This is a genomic window from Gimesia sp. (assembly GCF_048262075.1).
Lineage (GTDB): Bacteria > Planctomycetota > Planctomycetia > Planctomycetales > Planctomycetaceae > Gimesia.
In genome coordinates this window covers 139,233-155,345 of record NZ_JBLXFK010000008.1, presented here as the reverse complement: position 1 = coordinate 155,345, position 16,113 = coordinate 139,233, and the positions used below count along the sequence as shown (strand labels likewise).

The window sequence follows — 16,113 nt, the reverse complement described above, 5'->3', positions numbered from 1 at the left end:
TTTATCTCAAAGCAGATCTTGACACCTGAGACAGCATGTCCTACCCTAACCTGCGACAGCATGTCCTATGTTCAAATGAGGTACTCATGGTCAATAAATCGCGTGATGTCACGGAAGCCGAACTGAGTGTTCTGCAGATACTTTGGTGTCAAGGGCCGCTCACGATTCGCGAAATTACCGAAATTCTGGAACCGCAGCGTGTAGACGCCTATTACTCGACCGTCAAAAAGCTGCTGGAACGTCTGGAATCAAAAGGTTTTGTGCAGCGTGAAGCCGCAGGCATTGCCTTCATCTATGAAGCCACGGTAGCTCGCGACGATCTGGTCGGACGACGTCTGCAGGAAGTCGCAGAGACGCTCTGTGAAGGCTCGCTTACACCACTGCTGACACAGTTGGCACACCATCAAGATCTCAGTAAAAAGCAGCAGAAAGTGCTGATGGATCTGATTGACGACCTGGCGAAGCAAAACAAAAAACCATAAGGAGATGGTCATGAATCCGACACTGAATGGAATGCTCAGTAACGTGTTGATCGCAGCTGGCCTGTTTGCCGTGGTCATGCTGTTACGCCGCTGGATCAAAAACCCGGCGGTTATCCATCTGCTGCTGGTATTGATTCTCGTCAAGCTCATCATGCCGGCTTACTGGCAGCCACAAATCGAACTGTTTCCGGCGGAAGCCGTTTTCGTCGAAGACAATTCGGACAAGAAACAGGCAGACACACTCACAAATCATTCAGACAAGCAGGAACTCTCATCAGTTGTGGAGTCATCATCTTTAAAGCAATCGCGGGCTCCCTTGAAAAACCTGTCAGAACGCCAGGCAGCATCCACCTCCCTGACACCAGCAAGTTCAATCGATCTGAATAATAATCAATCTAATGTCAGCAACGATGCTGCAGACTCGCATTGGATGCCCGGCTTCCTCTCGGGGAACAGACTGCGTGAAACGTCTTTTCTGACCGCGCTTATACTCACATGGGGAACCGGAAGTATCGTCTGTTTTCTGCTGGCAGCGATTCGCATTCTTCGTTTTCAGAACCTGTTACGTCACACACAATCGGCGTCCGCCGATCTCATTGAACAGGCCTCATCACTGGCAGCCCGGATCGGTTTAAAGTCGGTACCGCGGATCGAATTGATCTCAGCCAATATTTCCCCGCTGCTCTGGGTGTTCTGCAGTCGGGCCCGCATCATCTTACCAGCGAAACTGCTCGCTCAGCTGAATCAGGCGGAGCGGGAAACACTGTTATTACATGAACTGGCCCATTATCGGCGGGGCGATCATTGGGTCCGTCTGCTGGAACTGCTGACCACGGGAGTCTACTGGTGGAACCCGCTGTTATGGTGGCTGCGTCGAGAAATTCGTATCACGGAAGAAGTCTGTTGTGATGCCTGGGTGATTCAGACACTTCCAAACCAACGGCGTGCGTATGCCGAAGTTCTGGTGAAAGCGATGGGATTCGTCTCACAGGCACAGCCGATCACCGCGGCAACGGGCATGGGTTCACACCATTTTCTGGAGCAACGGTTGAAATCCATCATGTGTGACTCCGTTCGCAGTCGTCTCTCGCGACCATTAAAAACAGGAATCGCAGTGCTGGCGCTGCTACTGCTCCCCTTTGCGCCTATCGCCGTTCATTCACAAACGGAAACCAGTGTTGAAGTCGCTCAAGACACAGTACCCACAGTGGAAGAAATTCTGGATGGTTACCACGCGAATATTCAGCAACTGCTGCCAATAGAGCTGACTTATCGTGTTCTATCACAAGAAAACATGAATTGTATCACACGAGACCAGTTTGTACTGAAAGCGATTAAACGGTTTCCAAATCTGGATCGCAGCGAGATCACTGTGGACGGCAAAGTCCCCAGTGAAGATGAATTTCGCTTTATGGATATTTCATACCAACTGAAGCAACAGCAACTTGAACGACAGTTGACTTCCGAAGCCATCCAGGAACGACTGCGAGAAAAAGTAGTCGAGCAACGCTATTTCTGGACCGATGGTTCCTCATTTCACCAGCGCTGGCCATACTGGCCCGACAGTGAACGACAGCAGAATCCCAAATTAGATCAAGGGCCTGTCTGGCCGCCGGAGAATCTAAATCAACACTACGACTCCATCAAGCTCATCTCCTGGTCAAAGGCCAACCAGCCTCCCCTGAGGCACTGGTTTGGCAGGAATAAAGAACGCAGTTCCCTGCAGGCTTCGATTGGAAATCAACTGAAGGAGATGCCTTCCCTTCACACCAGTGCGCCGTTGGGTCTGAAGGCATATCAATGGGATGAGAAATTGCCAACGTATTCACTCGATGATTCCATGTCAAAAAATCCCGATCAATACAAGATCGTAGGTCGAAGCCAGTTGAACGGCCAATCCGTCATTCTGGTTGACAGTTTCAGTGCCTATCCTCAACGCTCGCAGGAGTCGCGCTGGCGGATGCGAGCCTGGATCGATCCCAGCCGAGGTTATCTGCCCTTACGCATTGAATGGGGGGTTGTTGATCCGTCCAATAAGTTAATCTCTGGTTTGAGTCACCACCTGGAGACACTTGAGATCAAACAGGTGGCGAACAGTTTCTACCCTGTACGAATTAAGTACCAGGAATACACATTGGACTACCCCACACAGCAAAAGCGGTCTGATAAATTGAAACCTGCAGAGCGGGCCAGGCAAGCACAGCTACCCATTCCTGTTATCGAGGGTCGCTGTAAAACCTGGGAAGTCGTCCGCATCAAAGCCAATCAATCGATTGAGCCGGAAACGCTGGCACTCCAGTTTCCAGAGGGCACTGTTTATGAAAACAAGCTTGACGGGCAGAAATATGTAACGGGGAAGACACAACCCCTGCCCTCTGAGCCTGAGCCAGAAGCTCCAAAATTCGTCAACTTCCTTGAGCAGGCGCCTCCCCTGCAGATTCAGGAGTGGGTGGATGGCAAAACACGGAATCTCGCAGATTTCCGCGGCAAGGTTGTGGTTCTGTCATTTCTGAGCGATGTGATGCATTTTGATTTTGAACAGATTCCAGTGGAAAATCAACAGTGGCTTGAGATGATCAAACAGACTATTAAGGCATTCCATACGAAATACGACGAAAAAGAAGTCGTCTTCCTGGAACTCTACCCCCCTGGCACCAGCAAGGAAAAGATTCGCGCCTTCCACCAGTTCCGAGGTTTTGAAACGCACGCCGCCATTGATCAATCCGCACCAACAGGAGGTGCCACCAATTTTCAATATCATGGCGGCATTCTCGATCTCAGCTTTTATCTGATCGATTCGGATGGTCGCGTGATCTTTGGTCCGCGTTTCTGGGATGGAGAACTCGGTGAGATGTACTTCCAGAATGCAGCAGATAAGCTATCGATTTCCCTGGATTCTTCAGAAGAACTCTCCCTGGAAGAGGGAGCCAGTGTCAGCCTGCGGATCATGGAATACATCATCAGCGAACAAATCGACAAAGCACTGGCGGCGAAGAAATCGAAATAGTTCAATCAGTTCTCTGCTTTAATTCATTCCACAGCAGGTTTACTGTTCTCTTCTGGCAGACCGGCCAGTTGTTCATCCAGCAATGCTTCCAGCCGCGGAACATCGGGTTCATAAAAACCGGCCTGGGAAAAGATGATTTTTCCTTCCGGAGAGATCACCAGCGTCCGCGGGATCAGATCGTGGGCAAACATGGAAAACACGACGCGGTCCGGATCGGGGGCCGCAGGGAAAGTGAATCCGTTCTCTTCACAGAACAGCTTCACAGCTTCCATCGTTTCTTCGCGGCCGATGACCAGCAGGCGAAACCGGGGGTTCTCCTGCCGTTCTTCCCAGATTTTCTGGATATGAGGGAGTTCCATGCGACAGGGGCCACACCAGGTTGCAAAGAAATTGATCAGCACCACATCTCCGCGTGCCTCTGACATCGAAAACTCTTTGTCATCCGTCATCGCCAGGGTAAATTCAGGAGCCTCGTCCCCCACCTTCAAAACGGAAGATTCATCAAGTTGTTTCTCTCGTCCCGCCGCTTGCTCTGCCATCTGCTCTTCACGCAGAGTGGGCAGCAACATTCCCCAGAAAATTGACTGTTGCACGACGATGCAGCCGACAATGATCCCCAGAGAGAGCAGAAGTCGCAGAATGTGGCGGCCTCGTCGGGGTGTCGTCCATTGAATGATCATCCCGAAAAATGAAACAATCATCACACAAATGGCGACGAACGCACCAATCTGCAGGGCAAACAGAATCGAGTTGTAGGTGGCAATACTCATGGTTTTTGTACTTTTAGTTGTTTACGAATCAGGGAAGACTGAGAATCATCCAGAATCTGCCAGCAGGCCAGTCCGTTGCCCACCAGATCAAATTCGTCGAACTGCCAGACCACGTTTCTGTTGGCGTCCAGTTCGATGATCTGTGGATTTTCCGGGCCGGCGTGACAGTTGCCAATCACGATGTTCCCATTGTCGAGTTGCTGCAGACAGGTGGTCCATTTGAGTTCGATCTCCGTCCCGGGCACTTTGCCCTGAATCTCCCAGACCGTCTCTTTCTTCGGATTCACTTCGCGAATACTGTTCCCACTGCCGGATGCGATCAGCGTGTTACCGTTCTTTAATCGAATCGCGCCATAGACGCGGGTCTTGATCAGGTACTCCCAGATGATTTCGCCGTCCCGATTGTATTCGGTTACAACCCCGGGCTGTTCAGAGCAGACCAGATACGTACCAGCGGGCGTGATCCGCATCAGGCGGGTGGACTGTGTCCCTCCTTTCTTGAGCGGGAACTGATGCACGAGCTTGCCGTCCTGATCGACTTCAATAATTCGCCCCACACCACTCTCGACAATCACCGTGTTTCCATTGGGAAGTCGAGAGAACGCATGCACGTCGACACGTTTCCCGGCATTACCATTCATCTTCGCCGAATCGTAAGTCCAGACGAGCTTTTTATCGAGGGTAATCTCTTTCAGGCCGGTCCAGTTGTCGTGAAACAGAATATGGCCGTTGGGTAGCAGTTGCACATCGTGATGCCCCGCGTGCCCTTTCTTCGGGCCTGCGGTTTTGTAAGACCAGAGCACTTTTCCATCGGCAGCGCAGAGCGCCAGGATGTCTTTCTGATAGGAAGCGCTGACCAGCACCAGTCTTTCTGCAGACGCGACTGCGGTCACCAGCAGGCAGGTAAATAACATTACTAAAAACTGCGAGGCACGTTTCATGATAACTGCTGGTCCTTACATTCGAGTGAAGATTGAACCTCAAAAGCTTATGTATCATAACCTTCCAGCAACTCAGTGGGAACACAGAACAGAATTCGTTTCATCCCTTTCCCTTCGAATCGACAGATTTTCCAGTAAATTTCATTGGACAGAATTCCTGAATCGCAGTTGATCTGGCGTATCAACGACAGTAGCCTGAAGAGTAGCTGATTCAAAACCTTTATTCTCCAATAAAAATGATAAATAAACAGACAATCAGGCAGGCACACGGACTCTCTTTACGGTGAGAGGATTCTACGGAACAATTGAAACATCATCTTAACCATCTGCGAGGATTTTCGATGACTTCAGACCGCCTGCTTTCATTATGTGTCTTCTGTTTCTACCTGATCTCTTCCGATTCGATCTTTGCGGATGACCAGTTTGAACAACCGGTTCGCCTGAAAGCAGAGGGAAAGATCATTGATTCTGGTGCTGCGTGGGGACACAGCAGTCCCTGTATTGAAGATCTGGATGGGGATGGCCTGAAAGACCTGATGGTAGGTGATTTCAGTGGCACGTTTCGTTACTACAAAAACGTCGGCCGCAGCGATGCGCCGGTTTATATGGATATGGGAAAGGTTCAGGCGGGAGGTAAAGACGCTGCAGTGCGGATTTACTGCTGTGTTGGCGGACAGCCCCGATTTGTCGATCTGGACGGCGATGGCATCCGGGATTTCATCAGCAGTTCCTACGATCCGGGCTACTGTTACTATTTTCGAGGACTGCCCGATCACAAATTCGCTGCCCCCATTGAGTTGAAAGACAAAGCCGGCGTCCCCGTGCGCAGCAGTGTCAAACAGAAACAGAATTATCAGTCATTCGGCAGTTTTTATACTCCCGTAGACTGGGACGCAGACGGTGATTTTGACCTGCTGATTGGCTGCTTTGACGGGCATCTTAAATTGCGAATTAATGAAGGGGATGCGAAAAAGTATGTCTTTGCTGATGAGAACCAGACAGTCGACGCCGGCGGTAAACCCCTGAAAGTAGAAAAGCACTGCTGCCCGGTGATCGCCGACTGGGACCAGGACGGTTTGTGGGATATCCTGGCAGGCAGTGATGAGGGGAGCGTCACCTGGTTCCGCAATACCGGTTCGAAATCAGCACCGCAGTTTGCCGAGGGAAAGATACTCATCCCCAAACATGAAGGGAGTGGGTATAACCAGGTCATCTGGAAGGAAGATGCCATTGCCCCCGGGATTCGCTCCCAGATCGAAGTGGTCGACTATAACCAGGATGGCAAACTGGATCTCCTCCTCGGCGATTTCAATACAACTTATGATTTTCGTGACGACTTGACAAAGCAGGAGAAACAACAGGTTAAAGCAATGTTGTCTGAAGCCGAAACGGTCGGCAAAGCGTATGGCGATAAAATGAAAGCCTTGCGGGAAGATTTCGCGAAACGCTATCCGGGTGATGAAATCTATAGCGATAAAGCAGATAAAGAATGGTCGAAAGCCTATAAAGCCATCAAAGACAGCCCTGAAGCCAAAGCGTATGACAAGCACGATGCAGAATTCGCACAGCAGATGAAGCCTTTTTTGGCGAGTACGCACCGCAAGGGAAACCGCAGTTTCGATCTGGCAAAATCACATGGTTACGTCTGGCTGTTTTTGAGGAAATAATGAACGACCACTCTCTGAAACGACAACCCGAATTCTGTATCAGCGCTATCATGTTTCCGTTTTTTCTGGCCTGTTGTCTATCAGCAGTCTCCGGCTGTGAACAGACTTCCGCCCCGAAAGCGATTTCAGAAAACAGCTCCTCAGAAAATCAACCAGAGGTAGAAACCAGTGTTCCGCCGGCAAGTCAGCAGGCAAGTCCGGCTGGTGTTTCTGATCGAAGTGAGGATCAGCAGGTCTCGGTCACTCTTGAAGTTCCTGAGCAAACAATAAAAGCGGGGGAGCGTTTTCCATTGACGGTGAAATTCGAAATTGCCCCCTTGTGGGAAATCCGGGCACTGGATGCACAACCCGTGAACGTTGTCACTCAACTCAAGCTGGCTCTGCCTGAAGGTTTTCAAACACAGGGTGACTGGCAGGCTCCCCCCTCAGGACGGTCTCTGTCAGCTGACAGTCATCCCGTTTATTCAGGCCGGGTGGAATTTCAGCAATTGATTCAAGCCAGGGAAGATATCAAACCGGGTGAATATGATATAAGTTGTCAGGTGCAATACCAGGCCTGCGATGAGCATCGCTGTTTGAGCCCAACGCACAAGAAGCTGCAGCTGACTGTCCGCATCAAGTGAATCCCTCTGCCAAGACAGCTCAGAGTCACCCCAGTACAAATCAAAGACAGTAAATTCAACTCTATTCAGCCTGGAATTCTTCAGGCAACGCCGCTGATTTCATTCAAAACGAACGTTACCCATTGTCCCAGCGTTCTCCGACAAAGCTGTCATTGATCGCTTCAATTTGTGTACGGATGGCAGAGATGCGTTCGTGATGCAGTCCCAGCGTTACGATATTAAACGCCGCTTCCGGACTGGGATTGTGAAAGTATTCTTCTTCGGTTCGCTGAGGCATCATTGTATCCAGGGGGAAATCAGTGACTCTGACAAAAGCCAGAATACAGCAGACCAGTTGATCGTCATTTAATTCGTAACTCTGTGGAACCGGTAATTGTTCACACTCCAGTTCCAGTAACCGGTTCCAGACGGAATGTACGACCTGAGTGTCTTCATGGAACAGATCAACTAAATAAGCGGGCAGAAATTTTAGAAAACCCGCATATGACATAAATACCGGCGCTTCATGGTGATACGAAAGTAAGCCGTGGTCCAGCTGATCCCAGGTTTTATGCGAAAAATCCCTGATGATTTCATCATAATCATCTCCCCGCTCCTGTACTAACTGTTCACCGTCAATATCAGCAAAATGAGTCGCCGGCGGAAAGGAATCAAAGATACTGTCGATTACAATCTCCCGGTAGTCGCGATTCCAGTCTCTATCTCTAAGAATAATCATATTGGTATCTTCTCATGTGATGAGTGATCACTTCCTGCATTCATATTGTAACAGTTGGAAAGTGAAACTCCTGATTCCAAATGGAAAGTGAATCGCGGAATTTGATTTTACTCGTTTTTTTCAATTCGCTGGTAGCAATCTGCTTCTGTTTTGCGTTTTAACTACAGAGGTGAAAGCCGGAACCTCCACTTCTGGGTCCACCTAGATAAACTGTTATTATAACACGACATACAACACAGATCACGAATCCATGTATTTATTCCTGTCTTAAAAACATTCGTTACCGGAAACCTCTGTTTCCAACCGCTGACGCTTTTGAGCGAGTAATCTTCTGCAGTATCGGGCCAACTGTATTTTTTTAGTTTGACACTTGTTGTCCGATAGGGGGATTTTACGTATGCGAAAATTCAGTATGTTACTCATCGTTCTGGCGTTATCGATGTTTGCCACAGATGCTTTTGCCCAGCGAGGCGGCGGGGGTGGAGGCCGTGGTGGCGGAGGAGGAGGCCCCCGCGGCGGCGGTGGAGGAGGAGGTGGCGGTCAACAGATGGGTCCACAAGGCGGCGGCGGCGGTGGCGGCGGTCAATGCCAGCAGGGAGGTGGTGGCAGCAACTCAATGCGTGGTGGCGGCGGTATGGGAGGCATGCAGACTGATTCGACCGATACTACCGACCTGGTCACGCAGATGATGCTGAGCATGGATCAGAACCGGGATGGCATGATCGCCGGCAACGAAGTCCCTCCGAAAATGCGGTCCAAAGTGAAAGACGCCGATGCCAACGGTGACGGCGTATTAAACCGCATGGAACAACTGGCTGTCATTGATCGCACCAAAATGCTCAACGGCCGCTCCGATGTCAATGGACTCGGACTCAATGAAGATATCTTCAAGCGCCTGGATACCAACCTGGATACGTTTGTCAGTCCCGATGAAGTGCCACGCTCACTCCAGCGATTGTTCCGCACGCTCGACACCAACAGAGATGGCATCATTGATACCGATGAACGGAAGGCTGCTCTGTACAAGATCAAGGGGAAACTGAACCCGGATACTTCACGTACGAAAGAGCCCAATATTTAAACGTGTGACGATCGTCTTCACGATCATATTGCCGGGAATCAATCCAAGACTTTAATGGTGAAACTCCTTGGAGCAAGCAGCATCCTCGAACTCCGAGATCGAGCGATGTTGTTTGCTATACCAGTCGACGGTAGGTTCCCGGCACTCTTTTTTTTCATCTGTCCTGCTGCATCTCATGATTTGAACAGAGCCTCAAAATAACTGGCGACTCGCGTCAATTCGGGTGGTTGGCTGCGAAATGCAATATGGCCATCAGGGCGAATGAGAAACAGACTGGGGTCGATGACACCAAAGCGGGCATGTACCTTTCCTGCGATATCATGCAGCCAGCAATCGTGAAGTGGTGATTCCATTAGCGATTCAGGCGGTGGGGCGGTCGAAATAATCCAGAACTCACCACTGTCTTTCAGAATATGATTGAATTCATTTAATTCAGGAACCTCCGTCTGATCAGTGGCCATCCAGAGCAGACTGTGCCCCTCATGCCCCATCAGCTGACTCAACTGGATTTCTTCTGCTGATTTGGATTTCACAAGCGGACCGGCATCGGGAGTGCAATCGCCGGGCAGTGGTCCTAACCAGTGTTGCCGGGCTGCGTCGCCAGCTGAATGGTAACCACTGACCAGAGGGCTATCGCGATAGTGTAGTTCCAGTTCAGATTCTGCCTGGGCCGCCTGCAGTTTTCCCCTGGACGTATACAGCAGGGCACACAGAGCACGTTTCACTCGCTCGATGGCAGCCGGGTCATTGGGAATACTGCGAAGCGCTTCCGCGGTGTCTCCAGAAGCGCCCACGGCAGCAGCAGCGGGCCGCCGTTCCAGCTCATAGCTATCGAGCAGTTTCGCATCCGCTATTCCCTCAATGACCAATGCCAGCTTCCAGCCCAGATTGAAAGAGTCGTGGATTCCCATATTCATACCATGTCCTTCGATCGGGCTGCAGGCATGGGCGGCATCACCGGCCAGCAGAACCCGTCCCGACCGATAGTGGGCACTCAACTGTCGATACGTATGATACAACATCGGGTCATCCGGTTCATGCAGACGGGAGCCGGGCGACAGAGCATTGAGACCGGCGTTGATCTGTTCCAGTAGCGCAGCATTGTCGATGTCATCATCGGCCCGGAAGTAAATCCGCCAGCGTTCCCGTGGAAGAGGAATCGGATTCAAAGCCGGGGCTTCGATTTGAATCGCCGCCCGATCCGAAGCATGCTGCCAGTCTTGTATCTGGCCATCAATCACGCCCCAGCGCCGCAGATAACGATGGCCGTCCACATCAATGCCACAGGCTTCTCTGACGCGACTGTGAATCCCATCAGTTCCCACCAGCCAGTCGGCGGTCACTGTCTGTTCGACTCCCTCGTTAGACCGCAGCCTCGCTGTGACTTGCGAATCATTCTGTTCCAGACTACTGAGTTCCCACCCACGCGTGACGGCACCTCCCAAACTGACAAGTCGCTCGGTCAGAATTTCTTCCGTTTCATTTTCTGATAGATTCAAATCGTAAGGATGTCGGCATTCCAGTCCGTTGAAATCCGTCTGCGCCACGATCTGACCATAGGCGAAGATATTAAAGCCTCGCATCAGATGCCCCCGCTCCAGAAAGGCATCAATGACACCCATCGATTCAAAGATTTCCAGTGAGCGACTATGAATGACCGTCGCGCGATCAAAGGGCAGGGGTTCGGGGCGACGATCAATCAGCAGGAAAGCAATGTTCCGTCGCGCCAGTTCTACAGCAAGTGAGAGACCTGTAGGACCGGCTCCGACAATGAGCACCGGGGAATATTGTGGTAGGCTTGTATGACCGTTTGACATTCTGTTTCCCATTGAGTTGAAGAGAATTGATGACCTGAGAGCCTTCTTTTTTGTCACGGAATCTTAATCAGATTACGTCATCAGTAAGCATCGCGCTCAATGATCATACTGATAACAGGACTCTGTTCGCGAGTCATATTTTGTACTTTTCAACTGCTGCTTTCATCGCCTGCAGCGAGTCACGGGCAAACTGTTTCTGTTTATGACGCACATACGGATAAGCAATCTTCGTCAACAACTGCTGCGGTCGAGAGAAAGCATACAGATCGTACCAGACCGAATCATCGTCGGCCCGCCATTCCACCTGAAAGCGCTCTTCACCACACTCCGCATGCTCAGGCAATGTGCCATACGCGAACGCATACCGTTGAATGGGCTCCGTCTCTTCCAGCACATACACCACGCGACTCGCATTCAAAACCCACAGTCCCAGCGCCTGCGCGAGGATTGCCACGGTCTGTCCCGGCTCCGGCAAGGTGTCGGGATGATGCAGACTGACCCAGTTCAGACGAAAGTGCTGCCAGTCCTGCAGTGCCCGCATCGCCTGTTCATAAACAGCTCTCCCCTGCCCCAGACAGATCCGGTTGTGATCGACCTGAAATCCGACGGGAGGAGTTGGCGCACGCGTCGCTCCAAGCGAGGAGTAAGTAAACTCCTGCTGTGCCTGCACTTTGATAAAGTCGGAAATCTGAGCGGGATCCGGTTTGCGGAAGTCGAACATCGTTTCCAGTTTTTCCGTAAAAGTGATGAACCGCCGGCAACGAGCATGCGTTACCATAGATAGAGATTAAGTAGTAGATTCTCTCAACAAAAGTGCATGGGCCCTGTGGATGTGAGAAATCCCAAGATGGTTGAACATGAGGCAATCGAAGCGTTCCCTTGAAGAATGGGAGGTTGGCTCCCCGCCTTCCGACAGAAGCATGTCCGGCTCTCGTGCCTACCTGCCCCGAGGATTATGCTGACTCGGATCTCTGCGGAAAGCTGTCGATGAAGCCTTTAATCGCAGGTTGTTACTGGATCTTCTGCGTCGGTCTGTTGTTGTGTCTGTTCCACGGGCTCCGGTTGAACCGCCAGCACAGTCATTACAATACCAAAGCAGTCATAGGAATCCTGCAACGCCACGCGGGGACAGGGCACGACATATGTCTTACCGCGGGCTTCAATGCGCAGCTTGAATTGATCCGACTTGAGCCACTCTTTCTTGTCTTTGCCAGACTCGAACCAGGTACCACTCAGGGACTCTGTTAACTCCCAGCGCCCCTGCGCATCGGTCACACAGGAGGCGCCATCTGAGTTCCTAAATACAAGTGTGACTTTCGCGTCTGCGACCGGTGTTTGATCGGCTCCTGCTAACATCTGGCCTTCGAGATACAGATCGTAAAAATAGCTGCAGCCCGGTAGAGCCAGCAGCGACAGGACCAGAAATAATGTCACCACTCGTGCGACCGCGTATATACGCAGTTCACGATCCAGCCAACAATATAGACTACGACAAAACGATCGATGAAAAGTCTGAGACATGCTGGAACCTCACCTGAAAAAGATCAAGGAAGCAGTTTCGCTTACTGCTTATGAGATCTGTTCCAGGCAGGATTTATTCCCGGTTAATTGAACAGATCCTATTTTTGCTGCAGGTAACAACACAACGGATCAGCGATTCAGCTCGCAGTCCCTCCCCTTCAGTTCGTTCAATACATGGCTGTAGACCCCCTGCTCGTCCGGTTGATGATAGTAGTCGGCGGGATGCAGTAGACATCCTTTTTCCTGAATCTCAGCGATCACTTTTTCAATCCAGTCATGAAGTGAATCAGCTAACAGGACCAGAACATCCGGAGAATGATTCATGTACAGCACGCTCCCCTCCGGGAATTGTGCTTCTCTGGTCGCGATGCAGGTAAAATCCCCATTATCAAAACTGTGGAACAGAATGATACCCTCGACGTGTTGTAGTGAATCGGCGTCGTACAACTCTTCCGATAAGAGATCCATGCCATTGGTGACAGCATAAAAGTCGCGCAGTTCCTGCGGGAGAGGTATCTTATCGATCAGGCTTTTCAGCTCATCCGCCGAAAGTGGGTCCTGCAATTCCACATCAAGTTCATCGCCGTCCTCGTCTTCCGCAGTCAAATCTGATATACGCTCCAGCAGTTTTCTGATGCGGGTCATTTATTTTGCTCCTTGAACTGGAAGAAAGTCAGCTTATTTTACCGGTTTTCCATTACGTCGATCAAATTGAAACGGTTCGGCTGAACTATCTGTCACTGTCACTTTCAGGGGTGGCGCGATCCCCCCCTGATCGACTTCCACTCGCAGCAGATTTTTCGCGGCAAACGGCCGATCATGCAGCCAGGTATGTCCGTCGCCATGGATGTAGAGGATTGGTTTTTTAAAGGTTTTCGCTGTTTCATTCAACGGGTCGAAAAAGTCATTGTGCACTTTGATCGGTTTTGCATGTCCGAAAATAACCAGACTACTGGCTTCATTACCAAAGCGACGCAAGTTACTGCGGACCCAGTTCAGATTATCGGCGTGACGCTGTTTCCATTCTGCAGGATCGTGCACACGACCGCCGACCAGATTCAAACCGATGAATAATACATTACCTTTCACGAAGGAAAAGTTCTCTTCCCGCTCCAGTTGCCGAAAGATCTTAAAAGAATGCTGCCAGCGGCGATCGAACCGCATGAAATACTGTTCCCAGAACTTCCACGCTTCCGCGGGATGGGTACAGTCGTTCCATTCGTTATCTCCCGGAATGATAAACACAGGCATTTTCGATTTCGCCAGCATCCCTGCAACTTTAATATAAACGCCTTCGTTACAGGGTGTGCTGCCTGCTTTAATATCTCCCACATGTACCACGAATTCCGCATCGTCTGGTAACTTCGTAATCTGTTCCGGCAGCAGGACATCTTCGGCCGGTTTGTAAGGGACGTCGCCCATCACATAGAAATTAACCTGAGTTCCTGGCTCGCTACTTTGGGTAGCATCTTTCTGGGCAAAAGCGATGGAACTGCACAGCAGCAGGAGTCCCATTAAAATTATTCTGAATCGCATCGGTAATTCGGTCCTCAATGGGGGGTAAGTCAGGGAAGTGCCATTCCTCATTTTTCAGTAGCAGGCACTCAAGAGCATGATGGGCGAGGAAGAAGACAGCAAGCGCCCCGGCATTAAAATCAGAATACGTTTCGAAAACTCATTTCAGCCAAACAGTTTTCTGGCCGTCGGATAGACGAAAACAAACCAGTATCCACTGAGAAAACTGATCGCTGAGAAAAAGGCACAAGCGGGATCAATTCTGTTTCCAAAGAGAGTAAATGCAATCCAGATCACACCAATCGAAGTGATAGAACCTTTCCAGACATACTGCCAGGTCGGACAGTGTTCTGCAAGCTGCTTATGTCGTTCCTTAGATTCAAGGGATGGTTCGCCTTCAACCAGAGATTTCCCCTGATCTCCGTTCAAGCCCAGCTGAGTGAGGGTGATGACAAACGGTAAAAAGAAGAATCCCGCTATGAAGAACAGGATGGCTGTTGCATTTTTAGAATTCAACATTCGAAGTAATGCATGCGTCTCGTCAAAGGTACAGAAGGCCATGACTGAGCTATACAGGAGTGCCAGGGCTCCGAAGAGGGAGAAAATATTTGTCATGAGATTTTCTGCCTGTTACTGAAACTGCATAAAGAACCGAGTGGAAGCATCGATTGCCAGAAACAGTAATACCAGAATCATCCACGTATTTACAAAGTAACTGATCCTCACTTTGCGCCGCTGTTCGACTGACAGGCGCTCTCCTCTGAACGCAATTTTTGCCAGCAGCAGGAGCGAATACAACTGCAGCGGAAAAAACAGGATGCCATAGACGGCCATCTTCCAGGCTCTGTCGACCATTTCATTCAGATCGGAAGAGGTGACTTCGTCATCGGCAGCTTCGTCTTCTTCCCACTGCTCATCAAAGTCTCCTGCTTCGCGGTCGAGCCCCTTTGTATTGCGCCAATCCTCTTCGGTAATCGTTACCGGTTCATGGTCATGCACAACTTCGAATGCACGCGGCACATCTGACTCGGCAACCTGCACTTTGATTCCGCCTATCGCGTTCCCCAGGTACCAGGCCATGCCCACCGCAACTTCATCCGACATAAACGAACGAATGCCTGCCGCCTCCAGTTCATTTTGAACCAGACTCGCTTCCACAGGTGAACTTAACGTCGCAACGGTGATTAATTCATGGGACACAGGTTTCTCTCCTGTAATGGTTAAGGCACTTTGACAATCACATTATCATAATGAATCGACTCTTTCGGCGTGACCAGTCCAATCTTGTCTTTGGTTGCGTGTGCGATACCGGGTGACTGCAGTGAACCGATGAGCTTGCCATCGATAAAAGCCTGCATCAGATCTCCTTTGATGCGCACTGTCACCGTGTACCATTTGTCTTTTTCCAGTTTGACGGGGAATACCGCCTGCGACTTTTTCAGGATCGCCTGTTCTTCCGCCGTCAGCTTTTCTTTGGACCGGCGTTTTTTGAAGATTTCATTATTGAAAACGCCGGTCTTACCATCACGGAGCGTCACCTTTGTGGGCGAGACCACCACGCGACAGAGGTGCCCCGCATGCGAGCCTTTGAACTTGTGCTGGTTGAATGTGAGATTGGTGGAAGGAGAGCCGGCAAACTTGAGATCAACGGTCAGTTCCACATCGCTGTAAGGTTTGGTCAATAACTGATGCACGGCGGCGTGACCACCATCCTTCAGTTCGACTCCCTGCAGCACGCCGTCTTTAATGACGGAGGAACTCTTGTAGAGATTCCACTGATTGCCCAGTTCTGATTCAGAGAAGTCGTCCGTGAACAGCGTCTGCTGATAATTATTGCCGGAAATGGCTTCCGGTGCTCCTGCCAGGATTGGCAGCGGAGCAAGCAGACAAATCAGCGTAACCATCGAACCTTGAATTGACATCATGAGCACCTTTATTGAAAGCCTGTGACAGAAATATCCTAAACGAGTT

The 16,113-nt window shown here is 50.5% G+C and carries 16 protein-coding genes; 5 read left to right on the top strand and 11 right to left on the bottom strand.

Annotation, left to right across the window (positions count from 1 at the left end; translation table 11 throughout):
• Positions 1 to 86 precede the first annotated feature (86 nt).
• Both ACN0YH_RS16840 and ACN0YH_RS16835 read left to right on the top strand, forming a co-directional pair.
• Complete coding sequence (locus ACN0YH_RS16840; RefSeq protein WP_417380743.1) at positions 87 to 482, top strand: BlaI/MecI/CopY family transcriptional regulator; 396 nt, start codon at positions 87 to 89, stop codon at positions 480 to 482.
• Between the two features lie 10 nt (positions 483 to 492).
• Positions 493 to 3,489, top strand: a complete 2,997-nt coding sequence (locus tag ACN0YH_RS16835) for a M56 family metallopeptidase (RefSeq protein WP_417380742.1) — start codon at positions 493 to 495, stop codon at positions 3,487 to 3,489.
• A gap of 23 nt (positions 3,490 to 3,512) precedes the next feature.
• Here ACN0YH_RS16835 and ACN0YH_RS16830 read toward each other — a convergent pair whose 3' ends face one another.
• Together ACN0YH_RS16830 and ACN0YH_RS16825 are read right to left on the bottom strand one after the other, a co-directional pair.
• Positions 3,513 to 4,259, bottom strand: coding sequence for a TlpA family protein disulfide reductase (locus ACN0YH_RS16830; protein ID WP_417380741.1), 747 nt, complete (start codon positions 4,257 to 4,259; stop codon positions 3,513 to 3,515).
• Positions 4,256 to 5,200: a PQQ-binding-like beta-propeller repeat protein gene (locus tag ACN0YH_RS16825; protein WP_417380740.1), complete on the bottom strand. Its 945-nt coding sequence runs from the start codon at positions 5,198 to 5,200 to the stop codon at positions 4,256 to 4,258. The genes ACN0YH_RS16830 and ACN0YH_RS16825 overlap by 4 nt, the downstream gene beginning before the upstream one ends.
• A 341-nt stretch (positions 5,201 to 5,541) precedes the next feature.
• Between ACN0YH_RS16825 and ACN0YH_RS16820 the strand changes: the two genes are divergently transcribed.
• Positions 5,542 to 6,867: an FG-GAP repeat domain-containing protein gene (locus tag ACN0YH_RS16820; RefSeq protein WP_417380739.1), complete on the top strand. Its 1,326-nt coding sequence runs from the start codon at positions 5,542 to 5,544 to the stop codon at positions 6,865 to 6,867.
• The gene (locus tag ACN0YH_RS16815; protein ID WP_417380738.1) at positions 6,867 to 7,490 is read left to right on the top strand and encodes a hypothetical protein; all 624 of its coding nucleotides are present in this window, start codon (positions 6,867 to 6,869) and stop codon (positions 7,488 to 7,490) included. Before ACN0YH_RS16820 ends, ACN0YH_RS16815 begins: the two co-directional genes overlap by 1 nt.
• A gap of 115 nt (positions 7,491 to 7,605) precedes the next feature.
• Here ACN0YH_RS16815 and ACN0YH_RS16810 read toward each other — a convergent pair whose 3' ends face one another.
• Positions 7,606 to 8,208 (bottom strand): hypothetical protein, encoded by a 603-nt coding sequence (locus tag ACN0YH_RS16810; RefSeq protein ID WP_417380737.1) that lies wholly within the window; start codon positions 8,206 to 8,208, stop codon positions 7,606 to 7,608.
• A 397-nt stretch (positions 8,209 to 8,605) separates the two neighbouring features.
• Between ACN0YH_RS16810 and ACN0YH_RS16805 the strand changes: the two genes are divergently transcribed.
• Positions 8,606 to 9,289 carry a hypothetical protein gene (locus tag ACN0YH_RS16805; protein WP_417380736.1) on the top strand — a complete coding sequence of 228 codons (684 nt, stop codon included), beginning with the start codon at positions 8,606 to 8,608 and terminating at the stop codon, positions 9,287 to 9,289.
• Between the two features lie 173 nt (positions 9,290 to 9,462).
• Here ACN0YH_RS16805 and ACN0YH_RS16800 read toward each other — a convergent pair whose 3' ends face one another.
• The 8 genes from ACN0YH_RS16800 to ACN0YH_RS16765 all read right to left on the bottom strand — a co-directional run bounded on the left by ACN0YH_RS16800 (position 9,463) and on the right by ACN0YH_RS16765 (position 16,067).
• On the bottom strand, positions 9,463 to 11,106 hold the full coding sequence (locus tag ACN0YH_RS16800) for an FAD-dependent monooxygenase (RefSeq protein WP_417380735.1): 1,644 nt from the start codon (positions 11,104 to 11,106) through the stop codon (positions 9,463 to 9,465).
• A gap of 133 nt (positions 11,107 to 11,239) precedes the next feature.
• The gene (locus ACN0YH_RS16795) at positions 11,240 to 11,884 is read right to left on the bottom strand and encodes a DUF1990 family protein (RefSeq protein ID WP_417380734.1); all 645 of its coding nucleotides are present in this window, start codon (positions 11,882 to 11,884) and stop codon (positions 11,240 to 11,242) included.
• 218 nt (positions 11,885 to 12,102) lie between these two features.
• Complete coding sequence (locus ACN0YH_RS16790; RefSeq protein ID WP_417380733.1) at positions 12,103 to 12,627, bottom strand: hypothetical protein; 525 nt, start codon at positions 12,625 to 12,627, stop codon at positions 12,103 to 12,105.
• Positions 12,628 to 12,756: 129 nt separating this feature from the next.
• Positions 12,757 to 13,272, bottom strand: a complete 516-nt coding sequence (locus ACN0YH_RS16785) for an SMI1/KNR4 family protein (protein WP_417380732.1) — start codon at positions 13,270 to 13,272, stop codon at positions 12,757 to 12,759.
• A 33-nt stretch (positions 13,273 to 13,305) separates the two neighbouring features.
• Entirely contained in the window at positions 13,306 to 14,163 is an 858-nt protein-coding gene (locus ACN0YH_RS16780; RefSeq protein WP_417380731.1) for a hypothetical protein, read from the bottom strand.
• A 144-nt stretch (positions 14,164 to 14,307) separates the two neighbouring features.
• The gene (locus ACN0YH_RS16775; protein WP_417380730.1) at positions 14,308 to 14,757 is read right to left on the bottom strand and encodes a hypothetical protein; all 450 of its coding nucleotides are present in this window, start codon (positions 14,755 to 14,757) and stop codon (positions 14,308 to 14,310) included.
• 15 nt (positions 14,758 to 14,772) lie between these two features.
• On the bottom strand, positions 14,773 to 15,342 hold the full coding sequence (locus ACN0YH_RS16770; RefSeq protein WP_417380729.1) for a DUF2007 domain-containing protein: 570 nt from the start codon (positions 15,340 to 15,342) through the stop codon (positions 14,773 to 14,775).
• A 20-nt stretch (positions 15,343 to 15,362) separates the two neighbouring features.
• Positions 15,363 to 16,067, bottom strand: coding sequence for a family 16 glycoside hydrolase (locus ACN0YH_RS16765; RefSeq protein WP_417380728.1), 705 nt, complete (start codon positions 16,065 to 16,067; stop codon positions 15,363 to 15,365).
• Between the last annotated feature and the right edge of the window lie 46 nt (positions 16,068 to 16,113).